The following is an 18,937-nucleotide window of genomic DNA, read 5'->3' as shown; positions in this document are numbered from 1 at the left end:
AAAGAGGTCGAACATGGTGCCGACGCTGCTCGGCCGGCTCGAAACCCGGCTGTTCCTGCTCGTCTTCGTCGGCGGGGTGGTCACCGCCCTGCTCACCCCGGTCCTGCCGGTGGACGGCCCGCTCGCCGACCGGTACCAGGCCACCTTCGTGGTGCTGGGCACGGTCACGGTGTTCGGGATCGGCTGGGAACTGCTCTACCACCTGGTCATGCAATGGCGCTGGGAGAAGGACTGGCCCACGCTCTTCGGCCTCCTCACCGCCGTGCCGGAAGGAATCCTCGTGTGGGTCTTCGCCGGGCGGGGGGCACTGCCCTGGCTGCCCGGTCCGGTGCCCTGGGAAGCCTTCCTGATCCATTTCGGGATCGTCTGGCTGGCGGTCTGGTTGTTCGCGAACGGGCCGATGAGGGTGCTGTTCGTCCGATGGCGGTTCTACGGCGGGAGAATAGTATGAGCACGGTTCTGGAAAACGGGCCGCAGCCGGCCGCGACGGTCCCCGACGGGGTGCACCCGTTGCGCGGGAACGCCGTCCTGGCCCGCTACGGGGACCTGACCCTGGTGTGCGAAGCGGTACCCGGCCGGCAGCACCGCATCGGCGCGCTGCTCGACGCCGTCGCGGAGGTCGCGGCGGGCGAGGCCGGTGGCAGGCGGCTCAGCCACCAGGTCGCCGGGCTGGTCAGCTCGGCCGGCCCGGACGAGGACTTCCCGGCGCTGTGCGCGTTCGGGCCGACCCGGGACGGCATGGCCGTCGTCGTGCACGGCGGCGCCGAGCTGATCGTCACGGTCAACGGCGAGCAGGTGCACCTCGACGGCCGGGACGCGGTGACCGTGCTCGACCGGGTGATCACCGACCCGGTGGAGGCCGTCCAGGCCGTCGTCGGCGGCACGGACCTGGGCCCGGTGGAGGAAGCGCCATCGGTGCCGCGGGAGGCACCCGGCGAAGCCACGCCGGAGCCGGCGGACGGTGCGATCCCCACCGGCGAGACCACCGCGGAGGAGACGGCCACGCGGGTGCCGGGCGTGCAGTGCGCCCGCAACCACTTCAACGACCCGGCCGTTTCGTACTGCTCGGTGTGCGGCATCTCGATGGCCCAGTCCCGCCGCGCGCCGGACTGGGGGCCGCGGCCGCAGCTGGGCGTGCTGGTCCTCGACGACGGGACGACGGTGCCGCTGCTGCGGGACCTCGTGATCGGCCGGATGCCCGAGGCCGACGACGCGGTGGCCGCGGGCGAAGCGGAGCCGGTCACGCTGGCCGACCCGCTCGTTTCCCGGCGGCACGCCCGGATCGCCCTGCGCGAGTGGCAGGTCGTCGTCACCGACCTGGGGTCCGCGAACGGCACGTTCGTGCTGGCCCGCGACTCGGCGACGTGGACCCGGCTGGAACCTGGCGCGGAGACCGTGCTCGAGCCCGGCTCCACGGTGGCGGCCGGCATGCGGCAGTTCCACTACTACTCCCACCGCCACCGCTGATCCACCCGGGCACGACCGAGCGGCACTGAAGCAAAAGGAGCCAGCCATGCCGTCGACGTCCTTCCTCAGCCGGTTCTCGGCGTGGGCGGGCCGGACCCCGTCCGCCCCCGCGCTGTCCTGCGCCGACCGGACCGTCTCCTACGCGGAACTGACGGCCATGGCGGCGAAGTTCGCCCCGGCGGTGAGCCACGCCGGGGGCACGGTGTGCGTGCCGCCCCGGAAGACCCCCGAAACCGTCGCCCTGGTCCTGGCCTGCCTCTCCGGGGGCAAGCGGATCCTGCTGCCGCCGGCCGAGCTCGGTTCGGACGCGCTGGTCGAGCTGTGCGCCCAGGCGGGCTGCTCGCACCTGCTCGGCCCCGACGGCGACGTCGTCCGGCTGGCCGGTGCGGACGCGCGCCCGGTGGACGAGCCGGGCCTGCTGCTGACGACGTCCGGGACGACCGGGCCGGCCAAGACCGTGGTGCTCGACGCCGCCGGGGTGGACCGGTTCCTCGGCTGGGCCGCGGACCGGTTCGGCATCGGCCCCGGCACCACGACGCTGAGCTGCGTGCCGCTCAACTTCGATCTGTCCCTGTTGGACGTCTGGGCCGCGCTGGCCGCCGGGGCGTGCGCCGGGCTCGCCGGGCCCGAAGCCGCCGCCGACGGCAGCCACCTCACCGGCGCCTGCCGGCACGCCGGCGTCGTCCAGGCGTCGCCGATGCACTTGCGGATGCTGACCGAGTCGGCGAAGCGGCCGCTGCCCGCCGTCCGGCACGTGATCTCCACCGGTGACACCTTGCCGGCCGGCCTCGTCGCCGGGCTGGCGGAGCTGTTCCCCGGCGCCCGGCTCTGGAACCTCTACGGCAGCACGGAAACCAACGACAGCTTCCTGCACGAGGTGGACCCCGGCGAAGCCCGCGCCCGGGGCGCGGTGCCGCTGGGCAAGCCGATTCCCGGTGTCGACGCCGTCATCGTCGACGAGCGGGGCGGGCGCGTCACCGGCGCGGGCCGGGGCGAGCTGCTGGTGTCCACGCCGTTCCAGGCCAGGGGGTACCTCGACCGGGGCCGGGGCGGGCTCACCCCGATCGGCCGGCCCTTCCGCACCGGCGACCTCGTCGAGCGGACCGCGGACGGGCTGCTGTTCGCCCGCGGACGACGGGACGACCTGGTGAAGGTGCGGGGCGCGCGCACGAACCTGCACGAAGTCCAGGAGGTCATCCTCCGGCACAGCGAGGTGCTCGACGCGCGGGTCACCGCCACCGCCGATCCCGCCGCCGGTCACCGGATCCGCGCGTCGGTCCGGCTGCGGCCGCGGGCCCGGCTCACCGGCCTGCAGCTGCGCGTGTACTGCCGCGCCAAGCTGCCCGCCACCGCCGTGCCGAGCACCGTCGAGATCGTCGGCCACGGCATCACCCGGACCCCGAACGGGAAGAACCCGAAGGAAGGAATCCTGTCATGATCGTGCGTTCCAAGTCCGAAGTGGACTGCGTCGACTGGGGAAACGGGCTGAGCTACCGGTTTCTCACCCAGCGCGACAACATGGGCTTCACCGTGGCCCACACGCTGGTCAAGGCCGGCTCGAAGTCGCCGCTGCAGTACCGCAGGCACCTCGAGGCGTGCTACTGCATCGCCGGCCGGGGCCAGGTCGTCACCACCGACGGCACCACCTTCAACCTCTCCCCCGGCGTCATCTACGCCCTCGACGACCACGACGAGCACTTCCTCATCGCCTGCAGCGAAGGCGACATGGAGCTCATCAGCGTGTTCAACCCGCCGCTGCGCGGAGACGAGCGGCATTCGTTCGACCAGACCGAGTTCTCGCACTACTGAGCCGCGAGACAGGCCGGCGGCGGGCCCTGATCCGCCGTTCCAGCAAAGGAGTACCGATGACCAACCCCACCCACGGCCCGCGGACACAGGGCTTCCCCACCCAGGCACCGGCGGGCCAGGCGCCACCGCCGCCGGGCTTCGCCCAGCGACAGGACCTCAGCTTCGCCCCGCCCGCCCGGCCGCCGCGCCGGCGCCGGGGCCCCCTCGTGATACTTTCCGTGCTCGCCGCGGTGATCGTGCTCGCGCTCGGCTTCGTCGTCGGGTACCTGATCTACCGGCCGGCCGACGGGCCGGCCGCGTCACCGCTGGCCGCCCAGGACGGAACGGCCGCCGGGGACGCCGGGAACTCCTTCTCGGCGGCCGGCAACCCCGCCGCGGGCGCCGGCGGGGTGTTCGACCTCCGCCGCGGCGCGGTGTTCGTCCAGACGAACGACCCGACCACCAACGAGGTCATCGCGTTCGCCCGCAGCGACGACGGGCGGCTGCACGAGGTCGGCCGGTACAAGACCGGCGGGGTCGGCAGCGGCAGCTTCGAGGATTCCGCACACGGCATCGTGCTCGGGACCACGGCGGGCGAGTCGTCACCGCAGCACAACATCGACAGCGCGCAGCTGCTGTACGTCGCCAATGCCGGCAGTGACACCATCAGCGTCTTCCGCGTCGCGGCCGACGGCCTGCAGCTGGTCTCGAACGTCCCGTCCGGCGGCACCAAGCCGGTGAGCCTGACGGTGAACCACGGCCTGCTCTACGCGCTCAACAGCGGCGAGCTCGACGACCGGTTCGTGCTGAAGTTCCCCGACGAGTTCCTGGACAACTGCACGCACGGCGACCAGCCGTCGGTGTCGGGCTTCCGGATCGACGTCGAGGGCAGGCTGGCCCCGATCCCCGCCTCCACCCGCCCGCTGAGCGGCGGCGGCCGGTCCGGCTGCTCGCAGGTGTCGTTCACGCCGGACGGCACGCAGCTGGTGGTGTCCGAGCGACTCGCCACGCTGCCCCAGCAGCCGCCGGAGAACGGCGCCATCGACACCTTCACCGTCAACCCCGACGGCACGCTGGGCGCCAAGGCCGTGCAGAACACCTCCGGCGCGGGGCCGTTCGGCTTCTCCTTCACCAAGGACGGCACGGCCCTGTTCAGCGAGCAGAACCACGCCGACAAGGGCAAGGGCACCGCGAGCAGCTACACCATGCTGGGCAACGGAACCCTGAAGGCGATCAGCAAGGGCGTGCCCAACAGCGGCACCGACTCGTGCTGGATCGTCCCGACGAACGACGGGAAGCTGGCGTTCACCTCGAACGCGCTGGGCGGGGGCTCGATCTCGACCTACCGCATCGAAGACACCGGGGCGCTGACGCTGCTGCACCCGCAGGCCGCTGACGGCCACACCCGCGACGGCACCTTCGACGTCGCGCTCAGCCACGACAGCCGGTGGCTCTACCAGCTCAACTCGCACTTCGGGCTGCTGCAGGTGTTCCAGGTGAACTCCGACGGCACGCTGAAGTTCATCGAAGAGCACAAGGCTTTCGACATCACGCTTCCGGAGAACGGCGGGCAGCTGCCGCCGTTCGGGATCGCCGCGTTCTGACCGTCCACAGTGGCCGGTCCAGTGGCGCTGTGACGCCGTGGTGACGGCGTCCCGCGCACACTTCCTCCCAACTCCCCCTCAGGCGCACGAGCAACGAAAGTGGGCACCGTGAACAGGGAAACCGCTCTCACCCGGTCCCAGCTTCGCATGTGGTTCATGCAGGCGATGAACCCCCGGCGCACGGACCTGACGATCGCCTGCGCCGCCCGGCTCACCGCACCGATCGGGGTCGAGGAGCTGCAGCGGCGGCTCCTGCCCGTCGTCGAGGCGAACCCGCTGCTGTCGGCGACCGTCGACGCGGCGGGCGAGCCGGTGTGGCGGTCACTCCCGCCCCACGACGCCGTGCGCGACGCGGTGCGGCCCGGCCTGCGGGCCGCGAACGACGGGCAGCTGCGCTCGCTGTATGCGGAGTTCACCGGCCAGGCCTGGGATCTCGGCCGCGAGCTGCCGTGGTCGGTCTGCCTGGTGACCACCCCCGAAGCGACGTACCTGTGCTGCCGGTTCCACCACCTGGTGTGCGACGGCGACCGGTCGCTGGAACTGTTCCTCGCCGGCCTCGACGACGGCGGTCAACCCGCCGCCGCGCCGGAACTCGGCGAGCTGCTGGCCGAGCCGCCGTTGCCGCCGGACGCCGCCGCGGAGGTCACGCGCCTGACGTCGGCCATCACCAAGGCGGGCAACCTGCGGCGGCGGGTCGTCGAGCCGGAGTCGGGCGGCCACCGCTGGAGCGGCACGCTCGAGCCGGACCCGCACGGCGAGCCGGACGCGGTCACGCTGCTCAAGCGGCTGCGGACGGCCACCGCGCCCCTGGTGCCGGACGAGCAGCTGCTCGTCGCGATCCCGTTCGACGGCTGCACGCCCGGGCAGGACCGGCGGATCGGCTACTTCGGCAACCCGGGGATCGCCGTGCTCGGATCGGACGACGGACCGGACGACGAATCAGGCGACGGACCGGACGGCGGGACGGCGCGGCCGTGGGCGGACGGCGAGTACGAACGGGCGCAGGCGCTGTCGGGGGTGCCCTTCCAGCTGGTCATGGCCGACGAGGGGTTCCGGAAGGTGGCCGACCCGGACCACCCGTTCGACGTGCTGCTCGTGCCGAGGACGCTGTTCACCCTCCGCGGCGACCTCGTCGGCGCGGTGTCGGAGCCGGCCGTCAGCCGCACGCCGTACGCCCTGGTGGTCAACCACTGGCGGGACCGCGACGGCAGGCTGCGCGTCGCCCTGGAGTCCACTGTGGTCGGTCCCGAGGTGCTCGCCCACCTCGGCGCGCAACTGCTCGGCACGCCGGGAGAACCCGCCGCCGAGGCGCCCGCCGCCCGGCCGGACGACACCGACGTCCTCGCCCGGTTCGCCGCCGTCGCCGGGGCCCGGCCCGACGCCGTGGCGATCGACGTGCCCGGCACCGGCACGGTGTCCTACGGGCAGTTGTGGTCGCACGCCTCGGCGCTCGCCCACTTCCTCGGCCGCCGGCTGCCGCCCGGGCACCGGGTGGTCGCGGTGACCGGCGCCAAGCACCCCGCCGAGATCGCCTGCGTGCTGGGGGTGCACCTGGCCGGCGCCACCGTGCTGCGGCTGGACCGCGGCCGGGCCGCCGCCCGGCGCGCACTGTCCGGTGTGGACGGTGTCGGGGCGGTCATCCGCCTGCCGGGCGAGGCGTTGCAGAGCGTCCGGCGGCGCGAGGACGAGGAGCTGATCGAGGGACCGTTCGGGGCGTACCGGGTCGTCGTCGGCGCCCACGGGACGGCGCCGGAGCCCGAGCCGGAGGCCCCGCTGTACATCACGCTGACCTCCGGCACCACCGGGCAGCCGAAGCCGATCCCCTTCCCCCGCGCGGAGTTCAACGCGCTGATCGCGTGGCACCTGCGGACGTTCCCCGCGCCCCGGCGGATGCTGCAGTTCTCGAAGCTCTCCTTCGACATCGCCTACCACGTCATCTACGCGACGCTGTGCGGCGGCGGCACCCTCGTGGCGGGCGACGAGGGAGCCCGCGAAGACCCGCGGCGGCTGCTCGAACTGCTCGGCTCGGCCGCGGTCGAGAAGGTGTACCTGCCGACCGTGCTCCTGCGTCCCGTGGCGGAATCGGCGCTGGCCGCCGGCCTCCCGACGCCCGAGCTCAAGGAAGTCTTCGTCGCCGGGGGCGCCCTGCAGATCACGCCCGAGATCCGCGCGTGGTTCGGCCGGACCCGGGCCCGGCTGGTCAACCTCTACGGCATGTCCGAGACCCAGGACGTCACCAGCCACCAGCTGACCGGGCCGCCGGAGGACTGGCCGGACCGGCCGCCGGTCGGCCTGCCCGTCGACGGCGTCCGGGTCCGGGTGGTCGGCGGGCACGACACGGACCTGCCCGCGACGCTCAGCGGCGCGGTGGTGGTCCGGCTCGGCTCGCGCGAAATCGTCACCGGCGACGTCGGCTACACCGACCGGGACGGCCGGCTGCACATCCTCGGCCGCGACAGCCGGGTGATCAAGCAGCGTGGCTTTCGCGTGAACCTCGAGGCACTCGAAGCGGAGACGTCCGCCGCCGCCGGAGTGGCCGACGCCGTCGCCGTGCACTACCCGCTGGCCGCCGGCTCGGCGAAGATCGCCGTCCTCGCCACGAAACAGGACCCCAGCGCCGAACTCGACCCCGGCCCGATCCGGGACCGGGTCGCCGGAACCCTCGGCGACGGCTACGAGTTCGAGCTGTTCTTCGTGCCCTCGCTCCCCCGGCTGGCGAACTTCAAGCCCGACCTGCGCGAGATCACGAAGCTGGCCAAGCGGCTCGGCGCGGCCCCGGCGGACGGTACGCCCGCCGGCGGCGGAGACACGACCGGTTCGGCCGTGCTGGCCGCCGTGCGCGAGCTGACCGGAAACCCCGACGTGACCGCGGAATCGCGGTTCCTCGACGCCGGGCTGGACTCGATCAGCCTGATGTCGCTGGCGGCCCGCCTCGGCCGGGACCACCCCGGCCTGTCGGTCGCCGACTTCTTCCGCCACCCGGTCATCGGGGACCTGCAGCGGGCGCTGGACGGGCCGACCCGCAGCGGTAACACCGTCGTCCGGCGCGCACCGGACAGCGAAGACGACGTCGCCGTCGTCGGGCTGGCGGCCCGGTTCCCCGGAGCGCCGGACGCCGCCACCTTCTGGCGGAACCTGCTCGACGGGACGTCCGCGGTGGCGGCGCCGGAGCCGGACGGAACGTTCGTCCGGGCGCAAGGGCACCTGGCCGACGTGGACCGGTTCGACCGCCGGTTCTTCGGGATCAGCCCGGCCGAGGCCCGCCGGATGGACCCGCAGCTGCGGGTGTTCCTCGAGCTCTGCTGGACCGCGCTGGAGGACGCGGGCGAAGTGGAGGGGCTCGAAGGCAAGCACGTCGGCGTCTTCGCGGGCGCCGGGCTGAGCACCTACCTGCTCAACGAGGTCGAGCCGAGGCGGCTGGCCGGCGACGAAACCCCGTTCCTGGAGCACAACACGCTGCCGGAGCGGCTCGGCACCGACCGCAACTACCTCACCTCGACCGTGTCCTACCGGCTCGGCCTGACCGGGCCCAGCGTCGTCGTGCAGGCCGCCTGCGCGACGTCGCTCACTGCCGTGCACGTCGCCCGCCGGGCGCTGCTGGCCGGGGAGTGTGACCTCGCGCTGGCGGGCGGCGTGTCGATCATCTATCCGCAGCCGGAGGGGTACGAGTACGTCGACGGCTCGGTCCGCAGCCGCCACGGCGTGTGCCGCCCCTTCGACAAGGACGCGGACGGGACCGTCTTCGGCAACGGCGCGGGGGTCGTCGTCCTCAAACGCGCCACCGACGCCCGTACCGGCGAGAACACGGTGTACGCCGAGATCGCCGGCAGTGCCACCAACCACGACGGCTCGGTCAAGGGCAGTTTCAGCGCACCCAACCCCGAGTCGCAGACCCGGCTCATCGACACCGCGCTCGGCACCTCGGACCCGGCCGTCGACTTCGTCGAGGCGCACGGGACGGGCACCGCGATCGGGGACGTCATCGAGTGGAACGGCCTCCTGGCGTCGCGGCTCAGCGGTCCCGGCGAGGCGCCGTGCCTGGTCGGGTCGGTCAAGGGCCACGTCGGCCACCTCGACGAGGCGGCGGGCGTCGCCGGGTTCATCAAGGCGTGCCTGGCCGTGCGGTACCGGCTCTTCCCCGGCACCTACGGCTTTTCCGGGCTGCACCCGGACCTGGCGGGCTCCGGCCGGTTCACGGTGACGGGCGAAAGCCACAAGCTGCCCGACGACCGGCCCGTCCGCGGTGGCGTCAGCTCGTTCGGCATGGGTGGCGCGAACTGCCACGTCGTCGTCCGCTCCCCCGCGCCGGTCCGGGACACCGCGGCGGCGGAGACCCTCGATGACCGGACCGGACCGCTGTACCTGCCGGTCAGCGGCCGGAGCCGGGATTCCTTCGACGAACTGGCGCGGCGGCTGGGTGAGCGGCTCGGCCACGAAGCCGGGCAGCTGCCCGCCGCGGGCGTCGTCCGCACGCTCACCGAGGGACGCCGGCACTTCGCCGAGCACCGGGGCGTGCTCGTCCACGGCGACGGGACGCCGCGGGTGTGCGAAGTCCCGGCCGCGAGCGTGGCGGGCGAGACCGTGTGGGCGTTCCCGGGACAGGGCAGCGGATTCTCCTGGGACGTCGTCGCCGAGCTCGGCGGCTGGCCGGTGTTCGCGACGCGGTTCCCGGCCCTGCTCGACGCGTTCGCCGAGCGGCTCGGGCCGGACGTGTTCGACCGGCACGTCGGCAGGCGCGCCGGCGACCCGGCGCGGCCGGTGGATCCCGCCGGCGGCGCCTGCGGCGACCCCTGCACGATCCGGGAACAGGTCCTGCAGTTCTCCTTCCAGCTGGCCCTGGCCGGCCTGCTGCGGTCGTTCGGCTGCGCCCCCGACGTCGTCACCGGGCACAGCCTCGGCGAGATCACCGCCGCCGTGTGCGCGGACCTGCTGACCGAGCCGGACGCGGTCGCGCTGGTCGCGGCCCGCTGCGTGCTGATGGACTCCGCGTCCGGCGGGTTCATGGCCCAGGCCCGCTGCACCCCGGACCGCGCCCGGGAGCTGGCGGCGGAGCTGGATCTCGACGTCGCGGCGGTCAACGGGCCGGCGCAGGTCGTCCTGGCCGGCGACGAGTCGCAGCTGGCCGCCCTGCGCCGGGCCGCGGCGGCGGCGGACATCCACCTGACGCCGCTGCCCGTCGGCAAGCCGTTCCACAGCCGCCTGATGGCCGAGGCCGCCGACCGGCTCGGCCGCGCCGTGCCCCCGCTCGAAGCCCGCTCACCCGCGGTGGCGTTCGTCGGCTCGAACGCGGCGTACGCCACCGCACCCCAGCCGCCCGACCTGCGGTACTGGACGACCCAGCTGACCTCCCCGGTCGACTTCCACGCCGCCGCCGGGACCATCCTCCGCCGCTCGGAGCACCCGCCGCTCGTCGTCGAGATCGGGTTCTCCTCGACGCTCTCGCGGCTGGTGCGCGCCGCGGCAGCCGCCGGGACGGCGCCGGAGCAGGTGGCCGAGCTGAAGAAGTCCGTCCCCGGCTACCTCGGGAAGCTCGCCGCGGCCCGGTACCGGGCCGGCCGCCCGCTCGACTGGGGCGCGCTCGACCGTGTGCCGGCCGGCGGACTGATCCCGTTGCCGTCCTACCCCTTCGACCGTGAGGAAATCCGGCCGCAGGGCCCCGTCGCGCGTCGCGGACCGCTCGCGGAGACGTTGTCCGCCGACGTGCCGTTCACCCTTTCACCGTCCGAAGAGGACTGGATCCGCGGACACCGGGTCGGCGCCCGCTGGGTCGTTCCGGCCGCGGGCATCCTGCGCCTCTTCGCGAAGATCGGCCGGAGTGTCCGTCCGGAAGCGACGGACGTCCTGCTGGCGGACGTCTCGTTCGAGCGGCCCGTCACCTTCGAGACGGAGACCGAGGTCGTCGAGGCCCGGGTTTCGGTGGACTCGCGCTCGCCCGCCGAGTGCGTCCTCTGGACGCGACGCCCCGGCCAGGACTGGACGCGCAACGCCGCCGCCCTGCTCACCGACGAGACCCGCACGGTCGAGACGCCGGACGAGCCCGGCGAACCGGCGGACCCCGAAGGGTTCTACCGGCGGTTCGAGCGGCAAGGCCTCTCCTACGGCCCCGCCTACCACGGCCTCGCGGAGATCACCGTCGGCGAAACGGCGGCGTCGGCGGCCTGGCGGCCGGCCGGGCCGGGCGGCCCGCACACCCGGCTCGGGATCGGCGCCGGCGAGGTGGCCGCCGTCGACGGCGTGCTCCAGCTCGCGGACGTGCTCGACGGCGGCGGGGACGCCGACATCCGGATGCCCGCCCACGTCGCCTGGGCCCGGCTGCGCGCGGTCCCGGACCCGGCGACCCGCGTGACTGTCGCGAAAGGACGGACGACGGCGGCCGGCACGTTGACGGGCGAAACCGGGGACGTGCTCGCCGAGCTCGACGGCGTCCGCTTCCAGACCGTGCGGCCGGACGGCGAAGTGGCTTACCGGCTCGGCTGGCGCGCCCACGTGCCCGTCGGCGGCGAACTGCCGGACGCGGTCGCCGCGGCACTCGACGAGACCCGCACGGCGCTGTCCGCGCCGGACGAGGAAGTCGTGCGGTACCAGGAACGGATCCGGGAGCTGGAAAACCACGCCGTGCGCGTGCTCGACACGGCGGGCGGGCGGGACTACCTGACCCGCGCGGGCGGGGACACCACGGTCGCGGCCCGGCGGCTGAAGGCGTTCGAGCGGCTGCTCGACCGGCCGGCGGCGGAAGTCGAGAAGACCGGCGCGACCGAAGCCGTGGACGCCGAATGGTCCATCGTGCGCAACTGCGCCGGCCTGCTGCCCCGGTTCTTCGACGGCTCGCTCGACGGCGAAAACATCCTGTTCGGCGGATCCGGCCCGGACCTGCTGCGGACGTACTACCAGCGGTCGTTCCTGCTGAACCGGCTCAACACCGCGCTGGCGGGCGTGCTCGCCTCCCTGGCGTCCGCCCAGTCACCCCGGCCGCTGAAGGTCCTCGAGGTGGGTGGCGGGACCGGTGCCTCCACCGAAGGCGTCCTCGCCGCGCTGGACGAGCTCGGCGCGTCAGCCGACTACACCTTCACCGACCTCAGCGAAGGGCTGACCCGGCTCGCCGGCGAGCGGTTCGGGCACCGGCCCGGGTTCCGCACGGCGACCGCCGACCTCGACTCGGACGAGTCGGTCGCCGCGCTGGGCGACGGCTACGACGTCGTGGTGGCGGTGGACGTCATCCACGCCACCCGGGACGTCGGACGCACCCTGGACCGGCTCGCCGGGCGGCTCGCGCCGCACGGGACGCTCCTGCTCGTCGAAGACCTCAAGGCGCTGGCCTGGGTCGACCTGACCTTCGGGCTGCTCGACAGCTGGTGGTCGTTCGACGACGACATCCGGACGGACCACCCGCTGCTCACCGGGGAACGCTGGGACGCCGTGCTGCGCGACCGGTTCGCGCGGGTCGACCTGCTGCGCGCCTGCGGCGGACTGTCCATGGAGGACGTCGCGGCGGACGAAGGGCTGTTCGTCTGCGCCAATCCCCTGGCCGCCGGACAGTCCGAGCCGGCCGTCGTGGACGTGGCGCCCGGGGTGGACGTCGCCGACCGGCTGTCCCACGCGGACGACGCGGCGACGGTCGTGCTGCGGTTCGGGCTCGGCGACCTGGACGCCGACACGGCCGAGTGGTACGCCGCCGCGCTGCTCCAGGCGGTCCGGCGGGCCGAAGAGGTCCCCGGCCTGGCCACCCTCGTGCTCGCCACGCCGGACGGGGCCGGCGACCTGACACCCGCGGGCTCGATGGCCGCGGCACTGGCCCGGATCGCGGCGTCGGAGGACCGCCGCGTCCGGACGGTGTCCCTGGCCGTGGACGGCCCTGTGCCCGCCGAGGAGACGGCCCGGCAGGTGCGGACGCTGCTGACGCACCGCGCGTCCCACGTCAACGCCAGGATCTCCGGAGGCAGGCTGCTGCTGCCCGCGGTCGAAGCCGTCCCGCCTGCTGCGGCGGACGAGCCGCCGGACCACGACGCTCTGGTGGTGTTCGGGGCCCGGAGCGACCTCGCCCACGCCGTCACGGACTGGTTCGTCACCCGGCACGGTGTCCGGCGGGTGTGGCTGGTGAGCCGGTCCGCGCCCGACGAGGCGACCGGCCGGTTCGCCGCCCGGCTCGCGGACTCCGGCGCCGACGTGGCTTGCCTGACCGCCGACGTCGGCGACTTCGACGACGTCCGCGCGGTGGCCGAGCGGGTGCGGACCGGCTCGGCGAAGCCCCTGGTCCTCAACCTCGCGGCGGTCCTGCGCGACGGCACGATCGACGGCGTCGGCGACGACGACCTCGCGGCCGTGCTGCGCCCGAAGGTCCGCGGCAGCCACCACATCCGCGAGGCCTTCGCCGGCACCGGTGCCCGGCTCGTGCTGTTCAGCTCGACCAGTGTGCTGCTCGGCAACGCCGGCCAGGCCGCGCACGGCATGGCGTGCGCCTACCTGGACGGCCTGGCCGCCGGCCCGGGTGTCTCGTCGGTGCAGTGGGGCCCGTGGGACGGCGTGGGCATCACCGCGCGGCTCGGGCTGAACGACGACCTGCGCCGGGCGGGCGAGCGGCCGGCGCCCCCGGCGGTGCTCCTGCCCGAGCTGGACCGGGCCTGCCGGACCGGCGGGGTCGCCATCGCCGCCGACCTGGGCGCGCCGGCGCTGCGCCGGCACCCGTTCCGCACCGCGATGCTCCCGGCCCGGCCCGACGACGTGCCGGCACCGGACGCCGCGCCGCGGCCGGCCGAGGCCATCGCGCCCGGCCGGCCCGGCCCCGGCGACGACGTCGTGCGCTGGGCGGTGGCCTCCGTGCTCGGGGTGGCGGCCGGCGAGCTGGCAGCGGACCGGTCGCTGGCCGACAACGGCGTCGACTCCCTCGACCTCATCGAGGTCCGCGCGGCCATCGAGCGCGAGAGCGGCCTGCGGGTGCCGCTGAACGACCTGTCCGACGCACCGACGCTGGCCGAAGCCGCCGAAGCGCTCGGTCCGCGCGCCACCCCGGCGGCCACGGGCACCGGCACGGTGTTCTACGTCGCCGGCATCTTCGGGCGGCTCGACGGCGCACCCGACCTGGAAAGCGCGCTGCCGGGCGGGCTCGTCACACTCGCGTCGCCGACCCGCGCGGCGGGCGAAGCGGGCCGGACCGACGTGGTCGAAGTGGCCCTCGACCTCGCCGGCCAGGTCGAGCGGGCCCAGCCGGAAGGCGATCTGACCCTCGTCGGGCACTCGTTCGGCGCCATGGTCGCCTATTCGCTCGCCGTCGAGCTCCGGCGCCGCGGGCGCACCCTGCGGCGGCTCGTGCTCGTCGACGGCGAGCCCGTCGGCGGCCCCGCCGCCGACACCTCGGGCGAAGCCGAGTTCACGACCCTGCTGGACCTGGGCGGCGGCGCCGGGCGCCTGTCCGGGGAAAGCCGCGCGAGCGCGTACGAGACCTACCTCGCCAACTGCGAGATCGCCCGCTCGCCCCAGGTCGTCGAGGACCTCGGCTGCCCCGTCGTCATCGCCGTGCCGGAGACCGCCACCGGCGTCGGTCTTCCGGCCGCCCGGGCGGCCGAACTCGCCGCCGAGGCCCGGGAAAAGTTGGGAGGTACCTCCGTTGACCTAGTCCGGATTCCCGGTGACCACTTCTCGATGCTGCGGTCACCGCACGCGACCCGGCTCGCCGAACTCATCCAGTGAGAAGAACCGAAGGAGACAGAAGATGACATCCATCGCCACTCCGGCGGTCACCACCGACCGGTTGCTCACCGCCGAGGAGGCCGCGCAGTTCCACGAGGACGGCTACGTCGTGAAGCGCGGGCTCTTCTCCCCCGAAGAGCTGCGCCCCCTGCAGAACGAACTCGACAGTCACCCGGACATCCGCGGCTCGCAGTCCAGCATCCCCGACCTCGACGGGAAACTGTGGAAGGTCACCATCTGGTGCGAGCAGAACGACACCTACGCCGGCAAGCTGCCGCGGCTGGCCCGGATGGTCGACAACACTTCACTCCTGCTGGGCGAAGAGAGCTACTTCTGGCACATCAAGCTCGTCCGCAAGAGCAACGACATCCCCGGGGCGGTCGACTGGCACCAGGGCTACGCCTACTGGTACGACGACTGCGTCTACCCCGACACGGTGACCTGCTCGATCGCGCTCGACGCCAACACCCTCGAGAACGGCTGCCTGAAGGTGGTCAAGGGCTCGCACAAGCTCGGCCGGATCGACATGGTCGACGTCGGCGGCGCGCACGTGGCCGACCCGGTGCGGACGGCGGAGATCCTGGACCGGCTGGAGGTCGTCCCGTGCGAGATGCAGGCGGGCGACGCGGTTTTCTTCCACGCCAACATGCTCCACGGGTCGCTGCCCAACACCACCGATCAGCCGCGCACACTGATGCATTGTGTCTACAACGCCCGGTCGAACGAGCCGGTGGACCCGGCGAAGGCCCCGCACCGCGCGTACCGCCCGACCGAAAAGCTGCCCGACGACACGCTCGCGCGCGGCGACTTCGACACCGTGTTCGAGAAGCACACCTTCTTCGCGCCGGAGCAGCTCAACAGCGTGGGCGGGACCCAGGTCTTCTGACCACGCGGCCGTCCCGGCCGCAAGTCCACAATGGACGGTTCAGGCGGCCGGGACGGCCGGGGACGGCGTAGGTTGGTCCGGTGGACGACGAGAGGTCAGACGTGGAACCGGTGGTGCGGGACAAGACGGACGCCGCGCACGCGCGGCGGGAACGGGTGGTCGGGACCCTGCTGATGCTGGGCTCGGCGACGTCGTTCAGCACGATCGGGCTGTTCACCCGGGCGACCACGCAGCCGCTGGGCGACGTGCTGTTCCTGCGCGGGGTGTTCGGCGCGCTGGCGATCTGGGTGGTGGCCAGGGTGTTCACCAAGCAGCGGATGACCGACCGGGCCAACTTCCGCTGGCCGGCGCTGACCGTGGCGGGGCTGTTCACCATCGGGATGACCAGCCTCGTCGGCGCCTACCGGCTCGGCGGCGTGGTCAACGTGTCGGTCATCTACGCCACCATCCCGATCGTCGTCGGCCTGGCCCAGCTGCTCTTCTTCCGGCGGCGGCCGTCGCCGGTGTTCTGGGTCTCCGGCGCCGGGGTGGTCGTCGGCGTGGCGGTGATGGCCGGCGGCGGGCTGACCGGCGGCGACCTCATCGGCATGGCGCTGGCGTTCGTGATGACGGTGTGCGTGGCCGGGGTCATCCTGATCTCCCGGCAGCACCGCGACACGCCCATGCTCGCCGCGTCCGCGCTGGCCTGCCTGCTCTCCAGCCTGCTCGCGGCCCCGTTCCTGACCAGCGACCTGTTCGACCCGAAGGGGTTCGCCATCGCCGCCCTGTTCGGGATCGTCACCCTCGGTCTGGGCCGCGTCTTCCTGGTCGTCGGCTCCGGCCGGGTGCCCTCCAGGGACGCGGCGCTGATCGACGTCCTCGACGCGCCCATGACTCCGGTGTGGACCTGGCTCGTCCTGGGCGAAGTCCCCGCCGTCAACGGCATCGCCGGTGGCTGCGTCGTGATCCTCGCCGTCCTGCTCGGCGTCCGGTACGACCGGGAGTGATGTCCCGGCCGCAGTGACGCCGAAGACGGCTTCCCCCGAAGGTGGTCGTATTCCGTGACTCCACACTTCCAAGCCGGCGCGCACACCGGCGGTGAAGCGGTCGCCGGCATCGTCCTGGCCGATCTCGGGCTGCTGCTCGTCACCGCTTTCGCCTTCGCCGTGCTCGCGAAACGACTGCGGCAGCCCGCCGTGCTCGGCGAGATCGTCGCCGGGATCGCGCTCGGTCCCAGCCTGCTCGGGCTGCTGCCCGGCCACCTGACCGAGGTGCTGTTCCCGATGGCCGCCCGGCCGTACCTGCAGGTGCTTTCGCAGCTGGGCCTGGTGCTGTTCATGTTCGGCGTCGGCTACGAACTGCGCCTGTCCCGGCTGCGCGGCGTCGGCAGGCAGGTGACGGCGGTGTCGCTCGCGTCGGTCGCGCTGCCGTTCGCGCTCGGCGCCGGCCTGGCCCTGCTGCTGTACCCGTGGCTCGACCGGCACGAGCTCAAGATGGGCGGCCCGCTCGGGCCCGCGCTGTTCCTCGGCGCGGCGATGTCGATCACCGCGTTCCCCGTGCTGGCCCGGATCGTCGCCGAACGCGGCATCCAGCACAGCCGGCTCGGCACGATCGCCCTCGCCAGCGCCGCCGTGCAGGACTTCCTGGCGTGGTGCGTGCTGGCCGTGGTGGTCGCCGTGGTCACGGTGGGCGGCCCGTGGCCGCTCGGCCGGATCGTCATCGGGTCCGCGGTGTTCGTCCTCGTGCTGGTGTACCTCGTGCGGCCGGCGCTGAAGTGGCTGCTGGCGCCGGAGCGCCGCTGGGCGGGCAGCAAGCTCGTGGTGCACACCGTGCTGCTGAGCGGGCTGCTGGCCTGCGCGTGGACGACCGACCTGATCGGCCTGCACGTGGTGTTCGGCGCATTCCTCTTCGGCGCCGTCGTGCCCCGGCGGCCGGTCGCGGCGAGCACCCCGGAGGCACCCGACCGGATCCAGCAGATGAGCCTGCTGCTGCTGCCGGTGTTCTTCACCGTCACCGGGCTTTCGGTCGATCTCGGGACGCTCGGGATGCGCGGCGTCGTGATCGTCCTCGCGGTGGTCGCCGTGGCCTGCCTGAGCAAGTTCGCCGGTGCCGCGGGCGCGGCGCGCCTGACCGGCGTGAGCGGGCGCCGGTCGGTCGCGCTCGGCATCCTGCTCAACACCCGTGGCCTGACCGAGCTGGTGATCCTGAACGTCGGGCTGAGCCTCGGCGTGCTCGACACGCGGCTGTTCACCGCGATGGTGATCATGGCCGTGCTGACCACGATGATGACCGGGCCGCTGCTGACACTGGCCCGGCGGCGGGCAGCCGCCGGGACGGCGACCCCGGAGGCGGAGGAAGCGGTCCGCACCGGATGATCGCCCGATGAGCGAGACCAGCCGGCTCCGGCGCCTCCGCGCGACGGCGGTGCACGCGACCCTCGGCGCCGCGGGCCCGCTCGCGGACGTCGTCGCGGCCCTCGAGTTCGTGCAGTACGACCCGATCCGCAGCCCGGCCCGGGCCCAGGACCTGATCCTGCGCCAGCGGGTCCGCGGCTACCGCGAAGGCGACCTCGACCGGGCCTACCCGGAGTTCGGCCTGGAGGAGGGGTACCTGCACGTCTACGGCGCGATGACGCGGCGGCTGGCCGCGCTGGCCGACCCCCGCGCCCACCCGGGCTTCCCGTACCGGCCGTCGGGCGTGGCGGCCGAGGTCCTCGCGCTCGTCGGCGAACACGGCGTCGTCCATCCGCGGGAGGTCGCCACGCGCCTGGGCGACGCGCGGGTGGAGAACCTCTGGGGCGGCACGTCCACCGCGAGCACGCAGGCGCTCGACGAGCTGCACCGGCACTGGCTCGTCCGGGTCGCCGGGCGCCGCAACGGCGTGAAGCTCTACGGCCCGGCGGAACCGCCGACCGTCCCGGCCGGCCGGGACGAGTGCGCACACCGGCTGGTGCTGCACCTGGCCCGGCTGCTGATGCCGGTTCCCTTGTCCAGCTTGCGAAGCGTGCTCGTTCAGCTTCGCCGCCGAGGCGGCATCGACGCGTCGAAGGCGGTCGACGCCCTGCTGGAGTCAGGCGAGCTCGTCCGCGAACCGGCGGCCGGCCTGGACTGGCTCCGCCCCGCCGGCGCCGACGTCCCCGACGGCGCGGCGACGGGCCGCGTCCGGTTCCTCGCCCCGTTCGACCCGGTCGTCTGGGACCGCCGCCGGTTCGAGGCCCTGTGGGGCTGGCCGTACCGGTTCGAGGCGTACACCCCGGCCGCGAAACGGGTGTTCGGGTACTACGCCCTGCCGTTGCTGGCCGGGCACCAGGTCGTGGGCTGGGTGTGCAGCACCGCTTCGGACGACGGCCTGGTCCTGGAGGGCCGGTTCGCCGGCCGCCCGCTGACGGGCAAGGCGTTCCGCGCGGGCTTCGACCGCGAAGCGGAACAGCTGGCGGCCACCCTCGGCCGCCGCCTGCGTTCCGCCACACTCACCCCCTGACACTCCAGGCCCGCCGGAGGTCTTGAATGACTCATTCAGGACCTCCGAA

The 18,937-nt window shown here is 73.6% G+C and carries 10 protein-coding genes; all 10 read left to right on the top strand.

What is annotated here, in order from left to right; genetic code table 11:
* The first annotated feature begins 13 nt into the window (after window positions 1–13).
* A complete protein-coding gene (locus A3CE_RS0138195) occupies window positions 14–451 on the top strand; it encodes a hypothetical protein (protein ID WP_020645378.1) in 438 nt (145 codons plus the stop codon).
* Window positions 448–1,467 (top strand): FHA domain-containing protein, encoded by a 1,020-nt coding sequence (locus tag A3CE_RS0138190; RefSeq protein ID WP_020645377.1) that lies wholly within the window; start codon window positions 448–450, stop codon window positions 1,465–1,467. The genes A3CE_RS0138195 and A3CE_RS0138190 overlap by 4 nt, the downstream gene beginning before the upstream one ends.
* A 46-nt stretch (window positions 1,468–1,513) precedes the next feature.
* On the top strand, window positions 1,514–2,905 hold the full coding sequence (locus A3CE_RS52205) for an AMP-binding protein (protein ID WP_020645376.1): 1,392 nt from the start codon (window positions 1,514–1,516) through the stop codon (window positions 2,903–2,905).
* Window positions 2,902–3,276 carry an ectoine synthase gene (locus A3CE_RS0138180; RefSeq protein ID WP_020645375.1) on the top strand — a complete coding sequence of 125 codons (375 nt, stop codon included), beginning with the start codon at window positions 2,902–2,904 and terminating at the stop codon, window positions 3,274–3,276. Before A3CE_RS52205 ends, A3CE_RS0138180 begins: the two co-directional genes overlap by 4 nt.
* 56 nt (window positions 3,277–3,332) lie before the next feature.
* Window positions 3,333–4,859, top strand: coding sequence for a lactonase family protein (locus tag A3CE_RS0138175; protein ID WP_020645374.1), 1,527 nt, complete (start codon window positions 3,333–3,335; stop codon window positions 4,857–4,859).
* Between the two features lie 108 nt (window positions 4,860–4,967).
* Window positions 4,968–14,543 carry a type I polyketide synthase gene (locus tag A3CE_RS0138170; RefSeq protein ID WP_125591542.1) on the top strand — a complete coding sequence of 3,192 codons (9,576 nt, stop codon included), beginning with the start codon at window positions 4,968–4,970 and terminating at the stop codon, window positions 14,541–14,543.
* Window positions 14,544–14,565: 22 nt separating this feature from the next.
* On the top strand, window positions 14,566–15,429 hold the full coding sequence (locus A3CE_RS0138165) for a phytanoyl-CoA dioxygenase family protein (RefSeq protein WP_020645372.1): 864 nt from the start codon (window positions 14,566–14,568) through the stop codon (window positions 15,427–15,429).
* Window positions 15,430–15,509: 80 nt separating this feature from the next.
* Window positions 15,510–16,415: a DMT family transporter gene (locus A3CE_RS0138160; RefSeq protein ID WP_125591540.1), complete on the top strand. Its 906-nt coding sequence runs from the start codon at window positions 15,510–15,512 to the stop codon at window positions 16,413–16,415.
* A 54-nt stretch (window positions 16,416–16,469) separates the two neighbouring features.
* A complete protein-coding gene (locus tag A3CE_RS0138155; protein WP_020645370.1) occupies window positions 16,470–17,783 on the top strand; it encodes a cation:proton antiporter in 1,314 nt (437 codons plus the stop codon).
* A gap of 7 nt (window positions 17,784–17,790) precedes the next feature.
* Complete coding sequence (locus A3CE_RS0138150) at window positions 17,791–18,888, top strand: DNA glycosylase AlkZ-like family protein (protein WP_020645369.1); 1,098 nt, start codon at window positions 17,791–17,793, stop codon at window positions 18,886–18,888.
* Window positions 18,889–18,937 lie beyond the last annotated feature (49 nt).

The sequence above is a fragment of the Amycolatopsis balhimycina FH 1894 genome, from assembly GCF_000384295.1.
Classification (GTDB): Bacteria; Actinomycetota; Actinomycetes; order Mycobacteriales; family Pseudonocardiaceae; genus Amycolatopsis; species Amycolatopsis balhimycina.
The sequence above is the reverse complement of the archived record's forward strand: the minus strand, read 5'-3'. Positions and strand labels throughout refer to the sequence as shown.